General features: G+C 74.9%; 2 protein-coding genes. Both read right to left on the bottom strand.

Annotated elements, in window-relative coordinates:
• The coding region (locus ACZ3ZD_RS35685; protein WP_467407156.1) for a type I polyketide synthase at positions 1 to 4285 on the bottom strand (4285 nt) is incomplete at its 3' end.
• A gap of 46 nt (positions 4286 to 4331) precedes the next feature.
• Positions 4332 to 20609 (bottom strand): type I polyketide synthase, encoded by a 16278-nt coding sequence (locus ACZ3ZD_RS35680; RefSeq protein WP_467407154.1) that lies wholly within the window; start codon positions 20607 to 20609, stop codon positions 4332 to 4334.
• Positions 20610 to 20633: the final 24 nt, after the last annotated feature.

The following is a 20633-nucleotide window of genomic DNA, read 5'->3' as shown; positions in this document are numbered from 1 at the left end:
GCCGCACACCATGACGCACCACCAAATGCCGCGCGACCAACGCACCCAACACACCCGTACCGCCAGTGACCAGCACAGAACCCGCCGTATCGAAATACCCACCCCCACCCCCCGACACGGCCACACGAACCAGCCTCGGAACGAACAAGCGGCCACCCCGAACCGCCACCTGCGACTCCCCGGTAGCCAACACAGCCGACAGCAGCGACTCGACACCCCAACCAACCGAAGCGCCCACGCCCGCGCCCGACTCCGTGCCCGTGTCCGCGTCCGCGTCCAACAGGACGATCCGGTCCGGGTTCTCCGCCTGCGCCACCCGGACAAGGCCCCAGACAGCCGCGGCGGCCGGATCGGTCACGGCCGTGTCCCCGCCTGCGGGCACGGCACCCCGGGTCCGTACGACCAGGCGCATGCCTTCCAGCCGGGGCTCGGCCAGCCAGGCCTGGACGATGCCCAGTACCCTGCTGGTCAGCGTCAGCGTCAGCGCGGCGGTGTCACCCATGCCGTCCACGCCGGCAGGGCGACCGGCGCCGCAGTCCAGCACGGCGGCGGTCGGCAGTTCGGTGGCGTTCGCGAGCGCCGTCACCTCGCTCGGGTCGGTCAGCGCGGTCCAGGCCGGTGCCGCCCCGGTCGGCCGGGGTGCGGGCAGCTCGGTCCACTCCACCCGGAACAGCGCGTCGGCCGCGCCGGGTGCGGAGTCTGCCGTCGTGAGGTCGGCGGGGACGGCCCGCAGGGTCACGGCGTCGGCCGTCAGCACCGGGCCGCCGGTCTCGTCGGCCGCCTCCAGCGAGAGCACGCCGGCGGCGGACCGGGTGAGCCGGGCGCGCAGCACGGTGGCGCCCGTGGCGTGCAGGACGACCCTGTTCCACTCCAGCGGCTGCCACACCTGGGCGGCGTCGGCGGCGACGGCGTCCCGGAGGGCGGGGTGCAGCACGGCGTCCAGCAGTGCGGGGTGGACGCCGTACCGGTCGGCCTCGGTTTCGTCGTCCTCCGTCAGCGCGGCCTCGGCGAACAGTTCGTCCCCGCGCCGCCACAGGCCGCGCAGGCCCTGGAAGAGGGGGCCGTAGGCATGGCCGTGGGCGATCAGCTCGGCGTAGAGGTCGTCCGGCGCGGCACGTTGGGCGCCGGGCGGCGGCCAGGCGGTGAAGTCGAAGGTGCCGGTCGCGGGCTCACCGGTGGTCGGTGCGAGGATGCCGGTGGCGTGCCGGGCCCAGGTGACCGGGCCGCCCGCCCCGGTGGTGTCGTCGGGGGCCGCGTACACCTCCACGCTGCGGGTGCCGGTCTCGTCCGGGCCGCCGACGGTGATCTGGACGCGTACGGCACCCTGCTCCGGGACGGCCAACGGCGCCTCGATGACGAGTTCGTCCAGCATCCCGCAGCCGACCTCGTCCCCTGCCCGTACGGCGAGCTCCACCAGCCCGGCGCCGGGTACGACGACCACTCCCCCGACGGCGTGATCGGCCAGCCAGGGATGCGTGCGCAGGGACAGCCGGGAGGTGAACACCAGCCCGTCCGACTGTGGCAGCGGCACCACCGCGCCCAGCAGCGGGTGCCCGGCGCCGGCCAGCCCCAGGGCCGCCGCGTCGACCACCGACTCGGACATCCGCAGCCAGTAGTGCTGGTGGTCGAAGGCGTACGTCGGCAGGTCCACGCGGGCGTCGGTGGCGCCCTCGGGGAGCGCGGCCGCCCAGTCCACCAGCGCCCCGCGCACGAACAGCTCGGCGACGGACAGCAGCAGCGTCTGGACCTCGCCGCGCTCGTCCCGCAGCGCCGGGACGCTCACCGCGTCCACCGTTTCCGTGATGGCACCGGCCAGCGCGCCACCGGGGCCGAGTTCCAGGAAGACCGCCCCGCCGGACGCGGCGATCCCGTCGGCGAACCGGACCGGGCGGCGGACGTGCTCCACCCAGTAGGATGGGTTCGTCAACTGGCCGGGCTCCGCGAGCCGGCCGGACACGTTCGACACCACCGGGATCGACGGCTCGTTCCACGTCAGACCGTCCAGGGCTGCGGCGAACTCCGCGAGCATCGGTTCCATCAGCGCCGAGTGGAAGGCGTGGGACACCGTGAGCCGCTTGGCCCGGCGGCCCTGCTCGCGCAGTTTCTCCGCCAGGCTGAGGACGGCCGTCTCGTCACCGGACAGGACGATCGAGCCCGGTGCGTTCACCGCCGCCAAGTCCACGCCATCGGCGAGGTGTTCGGTGATCTCCGCCTCGGTCGCGGCTACGGCGACCATCGCGCCGCCCGCCGGCAGGGCCTGCATCAGCCTGCCCCGTGCGGCCACCAGGGCCGCCGCGTCCTCCAGCGACAGCACCCCGGCCACATGAGCCGCGACCACCTCACCGATCGAGTGTCCGGCCACCACGTCCGGTCGTACACCCCAGGACTCCACCAGCCGGAACAACGCCGACTCCACCGCGAACAACCCGGCCTGCGTGAACACCGTCTGATCCAGCAACCCTGCGCTGCCGAAGATCACATCCTTGACAGGGATCTCCGCACCGAGGTGGCCGTCCAAGGCTGCGCATGCCTCATCGAGTGCCTGCGCGAACACCGGATACCGGTCGTACAACTCCCGACCCATACCGACCCGCTGGGACCCCTGCCCCGGAAACACGAACACCGTCTTCCCGTCGGTGTCCGTGCCCGTGACCACCACCGGCGACGACTCACCCGCAGCCAACGCCTCCAGCCCGGCCACCGCCTCCTCACGGGACCCCGCGACGACCACCGCACGCTCGGGCAGCAGCGCCCGCTGCGAGACCAGTGCCCCCGCCACGGCGGCCGGTAGGGCATCGCTCTCTCCCATGAAAGCGGCCAACCGCGCCGCCTGCCCGGCCAGCGCCCCCGCACTGCGCGCCGACACGACCACCGGCACCACACCACCGTCCGGAACCACAGCCTCGACAGCGGGCTCCTCCGGCGCCTGCTCCAGAATCACGTGGGCGTTGGTGCCACTGACGCCGAACCCGGAGACGCCCACGCGGCGCGGCCGGTCGGTCTCGGGCCAGGGGCTGGTGCGGTGGAGGAGCCGGACGGCGCCGGCGTCCCAGTCGACGCGGGTGCTGGGCTCTTCGGCGTGCAGGGTGGCGGGCAGGATGCCGTGCCGCAGGGCCTGGACCATCTTGATGACACCGGAAACGCCCGCGGCGGCCTGGGTGTGTCCGACGTTGGACTTCAACGAGCCGAGCCAGAGGGGATTTTCGCGGTCCTGGCCGTAGGTGGCGAGCAGGGCCTGCGCCTCGATCGGGTCACCGAGGACCGTGCCCGTGCCGTGGCCCTCCACCGCGTCCACGTCGGCGGGAGTGAGGCCCGCGGCGGCCAGGGCCTTGCGGATCACGCGTTGCTGGGAGGGGCCGTTCGGGGCGGTGAGGCCGTTGGAGGCGCCGTCCTGGTTGACCGCGCTGCCCCGGACGACGGCCAGCACCCGGTGCCCCTTGCGCTGGGCCTCCGACAGGCGTTCCAGTACGACCACTCCGGCGCCCTCGGCCCAGCCCGTGCCGTCGGCGGTGTCGGCGTAGGACTTGCAGCGGCCGTCGGCCGCGAGGCCGCGCTGGCGGGAGAAGTCGACGAAGGTGTGCGGGGTGGCCATGACGGTGGCCCCGCCGGCGAGGGCCATGGAGCACTCGCCGCGCCGCAGGGCCTGGGCGGCGAGGTGGATGGCGACGAGGGAGGAGGAGCAGGCGGTGTCCACGGTCACGGCCGGGCCCTCGAAGCCGAAGACGTACGACACGCGGCCGGAGGCGACGCTGCCCGCGCCGCCGGTGCCGGCGTAGCCCTCCAGTTCGGGAGGGAGGGTGCCGCCGATGAAGTAGTCGACGCCCATGATGCCGTTGAAGACGCCGACGTCCGCGCCCTTCAGGGAGAGCGGGTCGATGCCGGCCTGTTCGAGGGCTTCCCAGGACGTTTCCAGCAGCAGGCGTTGCTGCGGGTCCATCGCCAGTGCCTCGCGCGGGGAGATGCCGAAGAACTCGGCGTCGAACAGGCCGGCGTCGCGCAGGAATCCGCCCTGGCGGGCGTAGGTGGTGCCGGTGGTGTCGGGGTCGTCGTCGAACAGGGCGTCCAGGTCCCAGCCGCGGTCGGCGGGGAAGTCGGACACGGCGTCCCGGCCCTCGGCGACCAGGCGCCACAGCTCCTCCGGCGTCGTCACGCCGCCGGGCAGCCGGCAGGCCATGCCGACGATCGCGACCGGCTCGTCCGCGTTCCGCCGGACCTGCCGGCGCAGGTCGTGCAGTTCGGTCGTGACGCGCTTGAGATACTTGAGGAGTTCCTGCTCTGTGGCCATCTTCCATTCCTCACCGAGGGTTTGACGGTCCGCGAAGGGGTGACGGTCAGACGATTCCGAGTTCGTCGTTGATGAAGTCGAGGACTTCATCGGCGGAGGCGGATTCCAGGTGCTCCGCCACGGCGGACCCCTCTGTCTCCTCGACCGCTCCGTTGCACTTCGCGACCAGACCCTGGAGGCGGAGCACGATGTCGGCCTTCTTGGACTCGTCGGAAAGCAGTCCGGCGATCAGCGACTCGATGTCCTCGATCTTTTCGTGCACCAGCGACAGGGCGTCGTTGGTGGTGCCCAGTTCCGCGTGGAGGTGGCGGGCCAGAGCGAGCGGGTTGGGATAGTCGAACACGACGGTGGCGGCGAGTTTGAGTCCGGTGGTCTCGCGGAGCCGGTTGCGGAGTTCGACGGAGGTGAGCGAGTCGAACCCGGCGTCCTTGAACGCCGTTCCGGGGCCGATGTGTTCCGCCCCTGCGTGGCCGAGGACGGTCGCGACGTGCCCGCGGACGAGGTCCAGGAGCAGGTTCTCCTGTTCGGCCGGGGCGAGTCCGGCGAGCCGGCGGGTGAGCCCGCCGGTGTCGTCCCCGGCCGTGACGCGGGCCGGTCGGCGGCCGGTGCGGACCAGGCCGCGCAGCAGCGGCTGTACGGCGCGGCCCGCTGTGGCGTCGGCGCGCAGGGCCCGCAGGTCCAGCTTGATGGGGACGAGGAGCGCCTCGCCGGTGTCCAGGGCCGCGTCGAGGAGCCGCATGCCCTCGGCGGGACCGATGGGCAGGACGCCGCCCCTGCTCATCCGGGCCTGGTCGGCGGTGCCCAGGTGGGCGGTCATGCCGCTGGTCTGCTCCCACAGGCCCCAGGCGAGGGAGGTGGCGGGCAGACCGGCCGCCCGGCGCCGGTGGGCGACCGCGTCGAGGTAGGCGTTGGCGGCCGCGTAGTTGCCCTGGCCGGCCGAGCCGAACAGGCCGGACGCCGAGGAGAAGACGGCGAACGTCGTCAGGTCCCGGGTGCGGGTGAGTTCGTCCAGGTGGTGTACGGCGCTCACCTTGGGGGCGAAGACCGTGGCGAGGCGTTCGGGGGTCAACGCGCCGATCACGCCGTCGTCCAGGACACCGGCCGTGTGGATGACGCCGGTCAGCGCCGGGAGGGAGTCCAGCAGCCCTGCCAGGGCGGTGCGGTCGGACACGTCGGCGGCCACGAGGTCCACCGACTCCGCGCCCAGCCCCTCCAGTGCGGCCGCCAGATCCGTGGCACCCTCGGCGTCGGCGCCCCGTCGACTGGCCAGGACGAGGTGGCGTACGCCGTGGTGTTCGACCAGGTGCCGTGCTACCAGGGCGCCGAGCGAGCCGGTGCCGCCCGTGACGAGCACCGTGCCCCCGGGCCGGAACGCCACGGTCGGCTCGCTCTCGGGCGCGCGCACCAGACGCGGCACCGACAACAGGGCTCCCCGTATGGCCACTTGGGGCTCGCCGGAGGCGAGGACCGTGGCGAGGTGGTCGTCCACGGGGGTGTCGGTGGCCGGGTCCAGGTCGATCAGGACGATCCGGCCGGGGTTCTCGGCCTGGGCGGCGCGGACCAGGCCCCAGACGGCCGCGCCGGCCGGGTCGGTCAGTGTGCCGGCGTCGCCCGCGGGCACCGCGCCCCGGGTCACCACCAGCAGTGTGGCGTCCTCGAACTCGGTGTCGGCGAGCCACGCTTGGATGACCTCCAGTGCGGCGGCGGTCCGGTTCAGGGCCTCCTCGTCGCCGTCGCCGGAGCCCTGGAGGCCCAGGACGGCGGCCTCGGGCACCGCACCCTTCAGTGCGGTGACGTCGGCCGCGTCGGCGACCCGGGTCCAGGCGGGGGCCGTCGTCGTCACCGGTGCGGGCAGTTCGGTCCAGGTGACGCCGAACAGGGCGTCGCGGCCCTGGTCCGCCGTGGCCGCGGCGTCGAGCTGGTCGACGTCGACCGGGCGGAAGGTGACCGAGTCGACGGTCAGGACGAGGCCGCCGTCGTCGTCGGCCGCGACGAGGGACAGCACGTCGGTTCCCCGCGGGGTGATCCGCACCCGCAGACCGGCGGCGCCGGCGGCGTGCAGGGTGAGGCCGTTCCAGGCGAACGGCAGGACGTTGTGTCCGTCGTCGGGCTGGGCGAAGGCGTCGGTGTGCAGGGCCGCGTCGAGCAGGGCGGGGTGCAGGCCGAACCTGGCCGCCTCGTCGCGCTGTTCGTCGGGCAGGGCGACCTCGGCGTAGATCTCCTCGCCGCGCCGCCACACCGCACGCAGGCCCTGGAAGGCGGGGCCGTAGGCGTAGCCGTGGCTCGCCAGGTCGGCGTAGAAGGCGGCTGTGTCGAGGCCGACCGGTTCGGCGCCGGCCGGCGGCCAGACCGTGGTGTCGAAGGCGGCGGTGCCCGCGGTCGCCGTGGTGTCGGAGGCCGGGGTGTCCGCGGACGCCGTGGTCAGGGTGCCGGTGGCGTGGCGGGTCCAGGCGTTGGTGCCGATCTCTCCGGCGGTGTCCTCGCGGGCCGAGAAGACGGCCACGGGGCGCAGACCGTTGTCGTCCGGGCCGCCGACGGCGACCTGGACGCGGACCCCGCCCTGCTCGGGGACGACCAGGGGTGCCTCGATGACGAGTTCGTCCAGCACAGCGCAGCCGGCCTCGTCACCGGCGCGTACGGCGAGTTCGACCAGGCCGGTGCCGGGGAGCAGGACGACTCCGCCGACGGCGTGGTCGGCGAGCCAGGGGTGGGTGCGCAGGGACAGCCGGGAGGTGAAGAGGATCCCGCCGGTCTCGGGGACCTGTACGACCGCGCCGAGCAGCGGGTGGTCGGCCGTGCTCTGGCCGAGGGCGGCCGCATCGGTGGCGGGGGCCGTGTGCAGCCAGTAGTGCCGGTGCTCGAAGGCGTACGTCGGCAGGTCCACGCGGGCGTCGGTGGCGCCCTCGGGCAGGGTGGCCGCCCAGTCGACCTTCGCGCCGCGGACGAACAGCTCGGCGACGGACAGCAGGAGGGCCTGGGTCTCGCCGCGGTCGTCGCGCAGCGCGGGCACGCTGACCGCGTCGTCGCCCGCCGACTCGGCGATGGCGCCGGTCAGCGCGCCGCCGGGGCCCAGCTCCAGGAACGCCGAGCCGCCGGAGGCGGCGATCCCGTCGGCGAAGCGGACCGGGCGGCGGACGTGCTCCACCCAGTAGGCCGGGTCCGTCAGGCGGCCCGGTTCGGCGAGCCGGCCGGTCACGTTGGACACCACCGGGATCGTCGGTTCGTTCCAGGTCAGAGTGGACAGGGCCTGGGCGAAGCCGGCCGTCATGGGTTCCATCAGGGCCGAGTGGAAGGCGTGCGAGACCGTGAGCCGCTTGGTACGGCGGCCCTGCTCGCGCAGCTTCTCCACGACCGCCAGGACGGCTCCCTCGTCACCGGAGAGGACCACCGAACCGGGCGAGTTGACCGCGGCGAGGTCGACGCCCGCGCCGAGGTAGTCCTCGATCTCCGCCTCGGTGGCGGCGACAGCGACCATCGCGCCGCCCGGTGCCAGGGCCTGCATCAGCCGACCGCGGGCCGCGACGAGCGCCGCCGCGTCCTCGAGGGACAGCACCCCGGCCACATGGGTGGCGACGACCTCGCCGATGGAGTGCCCGGCGACCACGTCGGGCCGTACACCCCAGGACTCCACGAGCCGGAACAGGGCCGTCTCCAGCGCGAACAGGCCGGCCTGGGTGAACACCGTCTGGTCCAGCAGGCCGCCGCCCGCGTTGCCGACGTCGCCGAACACCACGTCCCTGACGGGGTGGTCCGCCCAGCCCGCGAGCCGGGCGTCCAGGGCGGCGCAGGCCTCGTCCAGAGCGCGGGCGAAGACGGGGTAGTGGTCGTACAACTCCCGTCCCATGCCAAGGCGTTGCGAGCCCTGGCCGGGGAAGACGAAGACCGTGCCGCCGGTGCTCTCCGCGCCGGTGACCACGATCGGGGAGGGCTCGCCGGCGGCGAGCGCCGCCAGACCGGACACCGCCTCCTCGCGCGAGCCGGCGACGACCACCGCGCGTTCGGGCAGCACCGCCCGCCGGGCGACGAGCGCGCCCGCGACGGCCGCCGGCGAGGCCACGGTGTCCCGGACGAACCCGGAGAGCCGGGCGGCCTGTGCGGTGAGCGCGGCGGTGCTGCGGGCGGAGACCACCACCGGCACCACGCCGTCGGCCGGTACCGCCGGTGCCGCGGCCGGTTCCTCGGGTGCCTGTTCCAGGATGACGTGGGCGTTGGTGCCGCTGACACCGAAGGCGGAGACGCCGGCCCGGCGCGGGCGGCCGGTCTCCGGCCAGGGCCGGGCCTCGGTGAGCACCTCGACCGCGCCCGCCGACCAGTCCACCTCGGTCGACGGCCGGTCGACGTGGAGGGTGGGCGGGAGCACCGCGTGCCGCAGCGCCTCGACGGTCTTGATGACGCCGGCGACACCGGCGGCGGCCTGGGCGTGGCCGATGTTGGACTTCACCGAGCCGATCCACAGCGGTTCTTCGCGGTCCTGGCCGTAGGTGGCGAGCAGGGCCTGCGCCTCGATCGGGTCGCCGAGGACGGTTCCGGTGCCGTGCGCCTCCACGGCGTCCACCTCGGACACCGAGAGTCCGGCGCCGGCCAGGGCCTTGCGGATGACGCGCTGCTGCGAGGGCCCGTTGGGGGCGGTCAGGCCGTTGGAGGCGCCGTCCTGGTTGACGGCGCTGCCGCGCAGCACCGCGAGGACCCGGTGGCCCCTGCGCCGCGCCTCGGAGAGGCGTTCCAGGACGATGACGCCCGCGCCCTCGGCCCAGCCGGTGCCGTCGGCGGACGAGGAGAACGCCTTGCACCGGCCGTCGGGCGAGAGGGCCTGCTGGCGGGAGAACTCCACGAAGGTGTACGGGTTGGCGAGGACGGTGGCGCCGCCGGCCAGGGCCATCGAGCACTCGCCGCCCCGCAGGGCCTGCGCGGCCAGGTGGATGGCGACCAGGGAGGAGGAGCAGGCGGTGTCCACGGTGACCGCGGGGCCTTCCAGGCCGAAGACGTACGACACCCGGCCGGAGGCCACGCTGCCCGCGGAGCCGGTGGCGGTGAACCCGGCGAGTTCCGGCGGGAGTTCGCCGCCGAAGCCGTAGCCCTGGGTCATCACGCCGGAGAACACGCCGACGTCCGTGCCCTTCAGGGACAGCGGGTCGATGCCGGCCCGTTCCAGCGCCTCCCAGGAGGTTTCGAGGAGCAGTCGCTGCTGCGGGTCCATCGCGAGCGCCTCGCGGGGCGAGATGCCGAAGAAGCCCGCGTCGAACAGGCCGGCGTCGTGGAGGAAGCCGCCCTGGTCGACGTACGACGTCCCGACGCGTCCGGGGTCGGAGTCGAACAGACCCTCCAGGTCCCAGCCGCGGTCGGACGGGAAGCCGGACATGGCGTCCCGGCCCTCGGCCACCAGCCGCCAGAGGTCCTCGGGGCTGGTGACACCGCCGGGCAGCCGGCACGCCATGCCGACGATGGCGATCGGCTCGCCGGGGTCGGCCGTGGCGACGGCCGGGTCCGGGGCGGCCGGGGCCGCGGTGCCGGTCCCGAAGTGGCTGTGCAGGTGGCGGGCGAGGGCGAGCGGGGTCGGGTAGTCGAAGACGACGGTCGTCGGCAGGCTGAGGCCGGTGGCCTCGCGGATGCGGTTGCGCAGTTCGACGGAGGTGAGGGAGTCGAACCCGGCGTCCTTGAACGCCTTTTCCGCCCTGACCTGGTCGGCCCCGGTGTGCCCGAGGACGGTGGCGACCTGGCCGCGGACCACGTCCAGCAGCAGCGCTTCCTGTTCGTCATGGGTGAGCCCGGCGAGCCGGTCGGCCAGGCCGCCGCCGCTGCGGTCCGCGGCGGCCGTCCGGGCGGCCTGCCGGGCGACCCGGACCAGGCCGCGCATCAGGGGCTGGACGGTGCCGCCGGAGGCCGCGTCGGCGCGGGCGGCCCGCAGGTCCAGCTTGATCGGGACGACGAGGGCCTGTTCCGCGCCGAGGGAGGTGTCGAAGAGGGCCAGACCCTCCTCGGGGGTCAGGGCGCGGACACCGCCCCGGCCCATCCGGGCCTGGTCGGTGGCGCTCAGGTGGGCCGTGAGGCCGGTGCTCTGCTCCCACAGCCCCCAGGCCAGCGACACGGCCGGGAGTCCGGCGGCGCGGCGGCGGGCCATCAGGCCGTCGAGGTAGGCGTTGGCGGCCGCGTAGTTGCCCTGGCCGGCCGAGCCGAACAGGCCGGCGCCGGAGGAGTAGACGGCGAAGACGTCGAGGTCGCGACCGCGGGTCAGGTCGTCCAGGTGGGCGGCGGCGTGCGCCTTCGGGCCGAAGACGTCCGCCATCCGCTCGGGGGTGAGTGCGCCGACCACGCCGTCGTCCAGGACACCGGCCGTGTGGATCACGCCCGTCAGCCCGTCGATGTGTTCCAGCAGTTGTGCCACCGCGGTGCGGTCGGACACGTCGGCGGCCACGAGGTCCACCGACTCCGCTCCCAGTCCCTCCAGTTCGGCCGCCAGATCCGTGGCACCCTCGGCGTCGGCGCCCCGTCGACTGGCCAGGACGAGGTGGCGTACGCCGTGGTGTTCGACCAGATGGCGTGCCACCAGGGCACCGAGCGAGCCGGTGCCGCCCGTGACGAGCACCGTGCCCCCGGGGCGGAACGCCACGGTCGGTTCGCTCTCGGGTGCGCGCACCAGACGCGGCACCGACAACAAGGTTTCCCGTATGGCCACTTGGGGCTCGCCGGAGGCGAGGACCGTGGCGAGGAGGGGTTCGACGGCGGTGCCGTAGGCGATGTCCGGGTCGGTGTCGGTGTCGATCAGGACGATCCGGCCGGGGTTCTCGGCCTGGGCCGCGCGGACCAGGCCCCAGACGGCCGCGCCGGCCGGGTCGGTCACCGCGCTGTCTCCGCCGGCGGGCACCGCCCCCCGGGTCAGGACCACCAGCCGGGACTCCTCCAGGCTGGGTGCGGCGAACCAGGCCTGGAGCATGGCCAGGATCCGGTTGGCCTGGGACAGGGCGCCGTCGGCGCCGGCGTCCGGGCTGCCGTCGGCGGTGACGGCCTCGACCACGGCGACCAGCGGGCCGGTGGCCGCGCCGGCGAGGATCTCGACCTCGTCCGCGTGGAACAGCGGCACCCACTGCGGCACCTGGCGCGTCTCGGCGGGGGGCGCGGGCAGTTCCGTCCACTCGACCCGGAACAGCGAGTGGCCGGTGTCGTCCCGGGCCGCCGTCAGCCGGTCGGCGGCGACCGGCAGGAAACCGAGGGCGTCCAGGGTCACGACGAGCCCGCCGGCCTCGTCGGCGGCCTCCAGCGCGAGCCGGCCGGCGCCGGCCGGGGCGAGCCGCACGCGGAGCGTGGTCGCGCCGGTGGCGTGCAGGGTGAGCCCCTGCCAGGCGGCGGGCTGCCACAGCCGCTGTCCGGCACGGTCCGGGTCGGCCGTGGCCGCGTGCCGCAGCCCCGACTGCACGGCGGCGTCGAGCAGCGCGGGATGGATGCCGAACCGCTCGGCACCGGGCCGCTGTTCCTCGGGCAGCGCGACCTCGGCGAAGACCTCGTCGCCGCGCCGCCACAGCGCTCGTACCCCCCGGAAGGCGGGGCCGAACGGGTGGCCGAGGCGCAGCAGGTCGTCGTACAGCTCGCCCGTGTCGGCCGGGCGGGCTCCGGTGGGCGGCCACACGGTCAGGTCGGCGCTCGCCTCCGCGGCGGTGAGCGGGGCGGGCGACAGCCGTCCGGTGGCGTGCCGGGTCCACGCGGCGGGCTCGGTCTCCTCGCCGGCCGCGTGGATGTCGACGGTGCGGGCGCCACTGTCGTCGGGGCCGCCGACGGCGACCTGGACGCGCAGGGCGCCGTCCTCGGGCAGCACCAGCGGGGTCTCGACGGTCAGCTCGTCCAGGGTGGCGGCGCCGGTCTCGTCGCCCGCGCGCAGGGCGAGTTCGACCAGGGCGGCGGCCGGGACGACGATCGCACCGCCCACGACGTGGTCGGCCAGCCAGGGGTGGGTGCGCGGGGAGAGGCGGGAGGTGAAGACCAGTCCGCCGGACTGGGGCAGCGGGACGACCGCGCCCAGCAGGGGGTGGTCGGCGGCGGACTGGCCGAGCGAGGCGGCGTCCGTCGCGGGCGCGGTCTTCAGCCAGTAGGGGCGGTGGTCGAACGCGTACGTCGGCAGGTTCACGTGCGCTGCACCGGCGCCCTCGGGCAGCACCCCGGTCCAGTCGACGGCGACGCCCTGCACGAACACCTCGGCGATCGACGTCAACAGCCGCCGCAGACCGCCCTCTTCACGGCGCAGGGAGCCTGTGACGACGGCCTCCGTCCCCGTCTCGTCCACGATCTCGCTGACCGGCTGGACCAGGACGGGGTGGGCGCTGGACTCGACGAACACCGAGTGCCCCTCGGCAAGGAGCGCGGTGATCGCCGGGCCGAAGCGGACCTGGCTGCGCAGGTTGCGGTACCAGTAGCCACCGTCCAGGACACCCGCCTCGCGCACCCACTCACCGGTGACCGTGGAGAAGAACGGCACCAGGGGCGCCTGGCTGCGGATGTCGGCGAAGGCTTCCGAGAGCGCGCCCTCGATCGCCTCGACGTGGCGGGTGTGGGAGGCGTAGTCCACCGCTACCCGCCGCACCCGTATCCCGTCGGCCTCCAGCGCGGCGAGGGCCTCGTCCAGCGCTTCGGCGTCACCGGCGATCACCACGGAGGAGGGACCGTTGACGGCCGCGACCTCAACACGCCCGCCCCAGGCGGCGATACGCTCGCCAGCCTCGGTCTCGGAGAGCGCCACGGAGGCCATACCACCCCGGCCCGCCAACTGCCCGGCGATCACCTGACTGCGTACCGCGACGATCCGCGCCGCGTCCTCCAGCGACAGCGCACCGGCCACACACGCGGCCGCGATCTCACCCTGCGAATGGCCGACCACCGCATCCGGCACGACCCCCACGGACGCCCATACGGCGGCCAGGCCCACCATCACCGCGAAGCTCGCCGGCTGGACCACGTCTACGCGCGCGACGAGGTCGGCGTCGGCCTCGCCGCGCAGCACGGCCGTCAGGTCCCAGTCGACCCAGGGCTCCAGGGCCCGGGCGCACTCGGCGATCCGCTCGGCGAACACCGGCGAGGTCTCCAGCAGTTCGCGGCCCATGCCGGTCCACTGCGACCCCTGCCCCGGGAACACCAGCACCGTCCGCCCGGCCGCTCGTCCGGCGCCGGTCAGCAGGCCGGCCGCCGACTCGCCGCGGGCCAGCGCGGCCAGTCCGGCCACCGCCTCCTCCCGGGTCCCGGCGACGAGCACGGCCCGCTCGGACAGGACGGCCCGGCGGGTCGCCAGGGCGGCCGCGATGTCCGCGAGGGACACGTCCGTGCCGTCCGCGAACGCGGCCAGCCGCTCCGCCTGCCCGGCCAGCGAACCCTCGGAGGCCGCCGACACCACCAGCGGCACCACACCGTCGTGCGGCTCCGGAGCGGCGGCCGGCTCCTCGGGTGCCTGTTCCAGGATGAGGTGGGCGTTGGTGCCGCTGATGCCGAAGGAGGAGACGCCGGCCCGGCGCGGGCGGCCGGCGTCGGGCCACTCCCGCTCCTCGGTCAGCAGCTCGACGGCGCCGGCCGACCAGTCGACCTGCGGGGTCGGCTCGGTGACGTTCAGGGTGGGCGGCAGGACGCCGTGCCGTAGCGCCTGCACCATCTTGATGACACCGGCGACCCCGGCGGCGGCCTGGGTGTGGCCGATGTTGGACTTCAACGAGCCGAGCCACAGCGGCTGTTCGCGGTCGCGGCCGTAGGTGGCCAGCAGGGCCTGCGCCTCGATCGGGTCGCCGAGCGCCGTGCCCGTACCGTGTGCCTCGACCACGTCGACGTCGGCCGCGGCCAGCCCGGCGGCGGCCAGCGCCCGGCGGATCACCCGCTGCTGCGAGGGGCCGTTCGGGGCGGTGAGGCCGTTGGAGGCGCCGTCCTGGTTGACCGCGCTGCCCCGGACGACCGCAAGCACCTGGTGTCCGTTGCGGCGGGCCTCCGACAGGCGCTCCAGGACGACGATGCCGACGCCCTCGGAGAGGATCGTGCCGTCGGCGCCGGCGGAGAACGCCTTGACCCGGCCGTCGGCGGCGAGACCGCGCTGCCGGGACATGCCGAGCACGCCGATGGGCGAGCCCATCACGGCGACACCGCCGGCCAGCGCCAGGGAGCACTCGCCCTGCCGCAGCGCCTGGGCGGCCAGGTGCATGGCGACCAGGGAGGAGGAGCAGGCGGTGTCCACGGTGACCGCGGGACCCTCGAAGCCGAACACGTACGACACCCGGCCCGAGGCCACGCTGCCCGCGGTCGCGGTGGTGACGTAACCCTCCAGCTCCGGGGGCATGTTGCCGAGGGACTCCAGGTAGTCGTGGATGGAGACGCCGGAGAAGACGCCGACGTCGGCGCCGCGGGTCGAGCCGGGGTCGATACCGGCGTTTTCCAGGGCCTCCCAGGTCGCCTCCAGCAGCAGCCGCTGCTGCGGGTCCATGGCCAGTGCCTCGCGCGGGGAGATGCCGAAGAACTCGGCGTCGAACTCGGCCGCGCTGTGCAGGAATCCGCTCTTGTGCACGTAGGAGGTGCCGGCCTTGTCGGGGTCGGCGTCGAACAGCTCGTCCAGGTTCCAGCCGCGGTCGTCGGGGAACTCCGTGATGCCGTCCCGCCGTTCGGTGACGAGCCGCCACAGGCCGGCCGGGTCGGTGACCCCGCCGGGCAGCCGGCAGGCCATGCCGACGATGGCGATGGGCTCGTCCGGGTCGGTCGCCACCACGGTGGGCGCGGCGGCGCCGGCCGCGCTCTCGCCGAGTTCCTCGCGCAGGTGACGGGCGAGGGCGACCGGGGTCGGGTAGTCGAAGATGAGCGTGGCGGGCAGCTTCACGCCGGTGGCGGCGGAGAGCCGGTTGCGCAGTTCGATCGCGGTGAGCGAGTCGAAGCCGATGTCGCCGAAACCCCGGGTGCCCTGGGCGAGTTCGGGTCCGCTGAAGCCGAGGACGGCGGTGGCCTCGGCCTGGATGACGCCCAGCAGGACGGCCTCCTGCTCGGTCTCGGCGAGGCCGGCGAGGCGGCGCAGCAGGCCGCTGCCGTCGCCGGCCGCGGCCCGGGCGGAGCGCCGGCCGGCCCGGACCAGGCCGCGCAGCAGATGCGGCACGGTACCGCCGTTGGCCGCCTCTGAGCGCAGGGCGCGCAGGTCCAGCTTGATCGGGACCAGCAGGGAGCGGTCGGCACGCAGCCCGGTGTCGAGGAGCGCGAGTCCCTCTTCGGGGGTGAGGGCGAGGACGCCGCCGCGGCTCATCCGGGCCTGGTCGGTCTCGCTGAGGTGGGCGGTGAGGCCCGTGCTCTGCTCCCACAGGCCCCAGGCGAGGGAGACACCGGGCAGGCCTGCCGCGCGGCGGTGGGCCATCAGGGCGTCCAGGTAGGCGTTGGCGGCCGCGTAGTTGCCCTGGCCGGCGGAACCGAGGAGTGCGGCGGCGGAGGAGAACACCACGAACGAGCGCAGGGCGGGCGCGAGTTCGCGGGTCAGCTCGTCCAGGTGCCGTACGGCGGTGGCCTTGGGGGCGAACACCCCGGCGATCCGCTCCTCGGTGAGCGCGCCGATCACACCGTCGTCCAGGACGCCGGCGAGGTGCACCAGTCCGGTCAGGGGGTGCTCGGCCGGGAGGGCGCGCAGCAGTCCGGCGACCGCGTCCCGGTCGGAGACGTCACAGGTGACGACGGAGACGGCCGCGCCGAGTCCGGTCAGCTCGGCGGTGAGTTCGGCGGCGCCGTCGGCGTCGGGGCCGCGCCGGCCGGCCAGCACCAGGTGCCGTACCCCGTGCCGGGCGACCAGGTGCCGGGCGACGAGCGCGCCGAGCGAGCCGGTGCCGCCGGTGACGAGGACGGTGCCGTCGGGGTCGAAGACGGCGGTGGGGCCGGCGGCGGGGGGCTCGGTACCAACCCCGAAGTCGGCCTGGGAGTCGGCCGCGGGTATCTCCGTACCGGCCACGGAGTCGGCTGCGGACGCCTCGGCACCGGCTTCGGCACCGGCCTCCGAGTCGGTCTGCACATCGGCCGCGGGTATCTCCGTACCGGCCTGGGAGCCGACCGCGGACCCCCCGGCATCGATCTCGGCACCGGCCTCCGAGTCGGTCTGCACATCGGCCGCGGGCACCTCGGCACCGGCCCCCGCCTCGGCCGAAGTCGGCTCCGTGCCTGCCGTACCGCCGCCGTCGGCCGGCTCGGCGCGGACCAGGCGTGGTGCGGACAGGGTGGTGCCGCGGACGGCGAGCTGAGGTTCGTCGGCGGCGAGGAGCTGGGCGAGGACCGGGCCGGCGCCGGTGGCGGCGGCCGGGTCGAGGTCGGCCAGGATCACCCGGTCGGGGTTCTCGGCCTGGGCGGCGCGGACCAGGCCCCAGACCGCGGCGCCGGCCGGGTCGGTGACCGCGCTGTCGCCGCCCGCGGCCACCGCGCCCCGGGTGGCCACCACCAGCCGGGCGGTCTCCAGTCCGGGGGTGGCCAGCCAGGCCTGGAGGACGCGCAGGACGCGGGTGGCCAGGGTCTGGGCGTCGGCGCCGTCGCTGTCGGCGTCGAGGATCGCGGCGCCGGGTGCGCTGTCCCGGGCGGTGAGCGCGGTGACGTCGTCGGCGTCGGCGACGGGCACCCAGGCGGGTGCCGTGGTGACGCCTTCGGCGGCGGGCAGTCGTACCCAGTCGACGGCGAACAGGGCGTCCCGGTGGGTGCCGGCCGCGGCGCCGAGTTGCTCGGCGGAGACCGGCAGGGACACCAGGGAGTCCATGGTGAGGACGAGGGCGCCGGTCTCGTCGGCGGCCTGGAACGACAGGGCGTCGGGGCCGGCGGGTGCGACCCGGACCCGCAGCGCGGAGGCGCCCTCGGCGTGCAGGACGAGCCCGTTCCAGGCGAACGGCAGGACGTTGCGGTCGTCGTCGGGGTGGGCGAAGGCGTTGGTGTGCAGGGCGGCGTCGAGGAGGGCCGGGTGGATGGCGAACTTGTCGGCGTTCTCCCGGTGGTCCTGCGGCAGGGCCGCCTCGGCGAAGAGTTCCTCGCCGCGCCGCCACACGCCGCGCAGTCCCTGGAAGGCGGGGCCGTAGGCGTAGCCGCGGGTGACGAGGGCGGCGTAGAAGTCGTCGATGGCGACGGGTTCGGCGCCGGGCGGCGGCCAGGCGGCGTAGTCGACGGCGGGCGCGGTGGACCGGGCGGGGCTGCCGGACAGCAGGCCGGTGGCGTGCCGGGTCCACTCGCCGTGGCCGTCGTCGGCGGCGGCGTCCTCGCGCAGCGAGTACACGTCGACGGTGCGGGAGCCGTTCGGGGTCGCGCCGCCGACGGCGACCTGGACGCGGACGGCGCCCTGCGGGGGCAGGACCAGGGGTGCCTCGATCACGAGTTCTTCGAGGGTGCCGCAGCCGAACTCGTCGCCGGCGCGGACGGCGAGGTCGACGTAGACGGTGCCGGGGACGATGACGACGCCCTGCATGGCGTGGTCGGCGAGCCACGGGTGGGTGCGCAGGGAGAGGCGGGAGGTGAAGACGAGACCGTCGGTCTGGGGCAGCGGGACGACCGCGCCGAGCAGCGGGTGGTCGCTGCCGGTGACGCCGAGGGAGGCGGCGTCACCGCCGTTCGCGGAGAGCCGGATCCAGTAGTGGCGGCGGTCGAAGGCGTACGTCGGCAGGTCGACGTGGGCGCTGCGGGCGGCCTCGGGCAGGACGCCCCGCCAGTCGACGGGGACGCCGGCCGCGAAGACCTCGGCGAGGGAGGTGAGCAGCCGGCGCGGGCCGCCGTCGTCGCGGCGCAGGGAGCCGGTGACCACGGCGTCGGTGGCGCCGGTGGTGTCGGCTATCTCGGTGACGGGCTGGACGAGGACGGGATGCGCGCTGGACTCCACGAACACCGTGTGGCCCGCGGCGAGGAGGGTTTCGACGGCCGGGCCGAAGCGGACCTGCCGGCGCAGGTTGCGGTACCAGTAGCCGCCGTCGAGGACGCCGGCCTCGCGGACCCACTCGCCGGTCACGGTGGACAGGAACGGGATCGCCGGCGCCTGGCCGCGGATGTCGGCGAAGGCCTCGGTGAGGGCCTCCTGCACGGCCTGGACGTGCCGGGTGTGGGAGGCGTAGTCCACGGCGATGCGGCGCACCCGTACGCCCTGGTCGTCGAAGGCGTCCAGGACCTCGTCCAGGGCCTCGGCGTCGCCGGCGATCACGACGGAGGCCGGGCCGTTGACGGCGGCGACCTCGACGCGGTCGGCCCACCGTTCCAGCCGGCCGGTGACGTCCTCCTCGGTGAGCGCGACGGACGCCATCCCGCCGAGGCCGGCGAGCCGGCCGCGGATGACCTGGCTGCGGACGGCTACGATGCGGGCGGCGTCGTCCAGGGTGAGCGCGCCGGCCACGCAGGCGGCGGCGATCTCGCCCTGCGAGTGCCCGACCACCGCGTCCGGTACGACTCCCACGGACGCCCATACGGCGGCCAGGCCCACCATCACGGCGAAGCTCGCCGGCTGGACGACGTCCACGCGGGTCAGCAGGCCGGTGTCGGCCTCGCCGCGCAGTACGGCCGTCAGGTCCCAGTCGACCCAGCGGTCCAGGGCGCGGGCGCACTCGGCGATCCGGGCGGCGAACACCGGTGAGGTGTCGAGCAGTTCGCGGCCCATGCCGATCCACTGGGTGCCCTGGCCGGGGAAGACGAGGACGGTCTTGCCGGCGCCGGCCGCGCCGGCGGCGCCCCGGACGGTGCCGGGGGCCTGCTCGTCGCGGGCGAGGGCGGTGAGGGCGGCCAGGGCCTGGTCGCGGGTCTCGGCGACCACGACGGCGCGTTCGCCGAGGACGGCGCGCCGGGTGGCGAGGGTGCCGGCGACGGCCGCGAGCGGGGTGTCGGGGTCGGCTTCCAGGAAGGCGGCGAGCCGGCCGGCCTGCCCGGTGAGGGAGGCGGCGGAGGCCGCGGACACGACGAGCGGTACGGCACCGCCGTCGGTAGCGGCGGGTTCCGGTGTCCCGTCGTCGGGGGCCTGTTCCAGGATGAGGTGGGCGTTGGTGCCGCTGGCGCCGAAGGAGGACACGCCGGCGCGGCGCGGGCGTCCGGTGTCGGGCCACTCCCGGGCGTCGGTGAGCAGTTCCACGGCTCCGGAGGACCAGTCGACCTGCGGGGTGGGGGCGTCGACGTGCCGGGTGGCCGGCATCAGGCCGTGGCGCAGCGCCTGGACCATGTTGATGACGCCGGCGACTCCGGAGGCGGCCTGGGTGTGGCCGATGACGGACTTGACGGAGCCCAGCCGCAGCGGCTGTCCGGCGGGGCGGTCCTGGCCGTAGGTGGCGAGGATGGCCTGGGCCTCGATGGGGTCGCCGAGGACGGTGCCGGTGCCGTGGCCCTCGACCATGTCGACGTCGGCGGTGGTCAGTCCGGCGCCGGCCAGGGCCTTGCGGATGACGCGCTGCTGTGAGGGGCCGTTGGGGGCGGTGAGGCCGTTGGAGGCGCCGTCCTGGTTGACGGCGGAGCCGCGGATGACGGCGAGGACGCGGTGGCCGCGCTCGCGGGCCTGGGACAGCGTTTCGAGCAGGACGACACCGACGCCCTCGGCCCAGCTGGAGCCGTCGGCCGCGGCGGCGTAGGACTTGCAGCGGCCGTCGAAGGCGAGGCCGCGCTGGCGGGCGAAGCCGACGAAGCCGCCGGGGGTGGACATGACGGTGGAGCCGCCGGCGAGGGCCATGGAGCACTCGCCGCGGCGCAGTGCCTGCATGGCGAGGTGGATGGCGACGAGGGAGGAGGAGCACATGGTGTCGACGGTGACGGCCGGGCCCTCCAGGCCGAGGGTGTAGGCGACCCGGCCGGAGGCGACACCGCCCGCGGTGCCCAGGGCCCGCTCCAGGCTGAGGAAGCCCTCGTGGCCGCTGAGGTCGGGGGCGTAGTCCTGGTGGACGATGCCGGCGAACACACCCGTGTCGCTGCCGCGTACGGAGTGCGGGTCGATGCCGGCGCGTTCCAGGGTCTCCCAGGACACTTCGAGGAGCTGACGCTGCTGGGGGTCCATGGCGAGGGCCTCGCGGGGCGAGATGCCGAAGAACGCGGCGTCGAACTCGCCGGCGTCGTGCAGGAAGGCGCCCTCGCGGACGTACGTGGTGCCGGGGTTGTCGGGGTCGGGGTGGTAGAGCCCCTCCAGGTCCCAGCCGCGGTCCTCCGGGAACGTCGTGTAGACGTCGGTGCCGTCGGTCACCACCCGCCACAGGTCCTCGGGGGTGCGGATGCCTCCCGCGTACCGGCAGGCCATGGAGACGATGGCGATGGGCTCGGCGGCGACCGCCGCCAGCCTGCCGTTCTCCTGCTGCAGCCGCGCGTTCTCCTTGAGGGAGGCGCGCAACGCGTTGACGATCTGGTCGTCCGGGCCCGACATATCCGTCCTCCGTGGTACGTCCGC

It is taken from the genome of Streptomyces sp. NPDC023481, from assembly GCF_055560195.1.
This window is presented reverse-complemented; position numbering and strand designations above follow the sequence as displayed.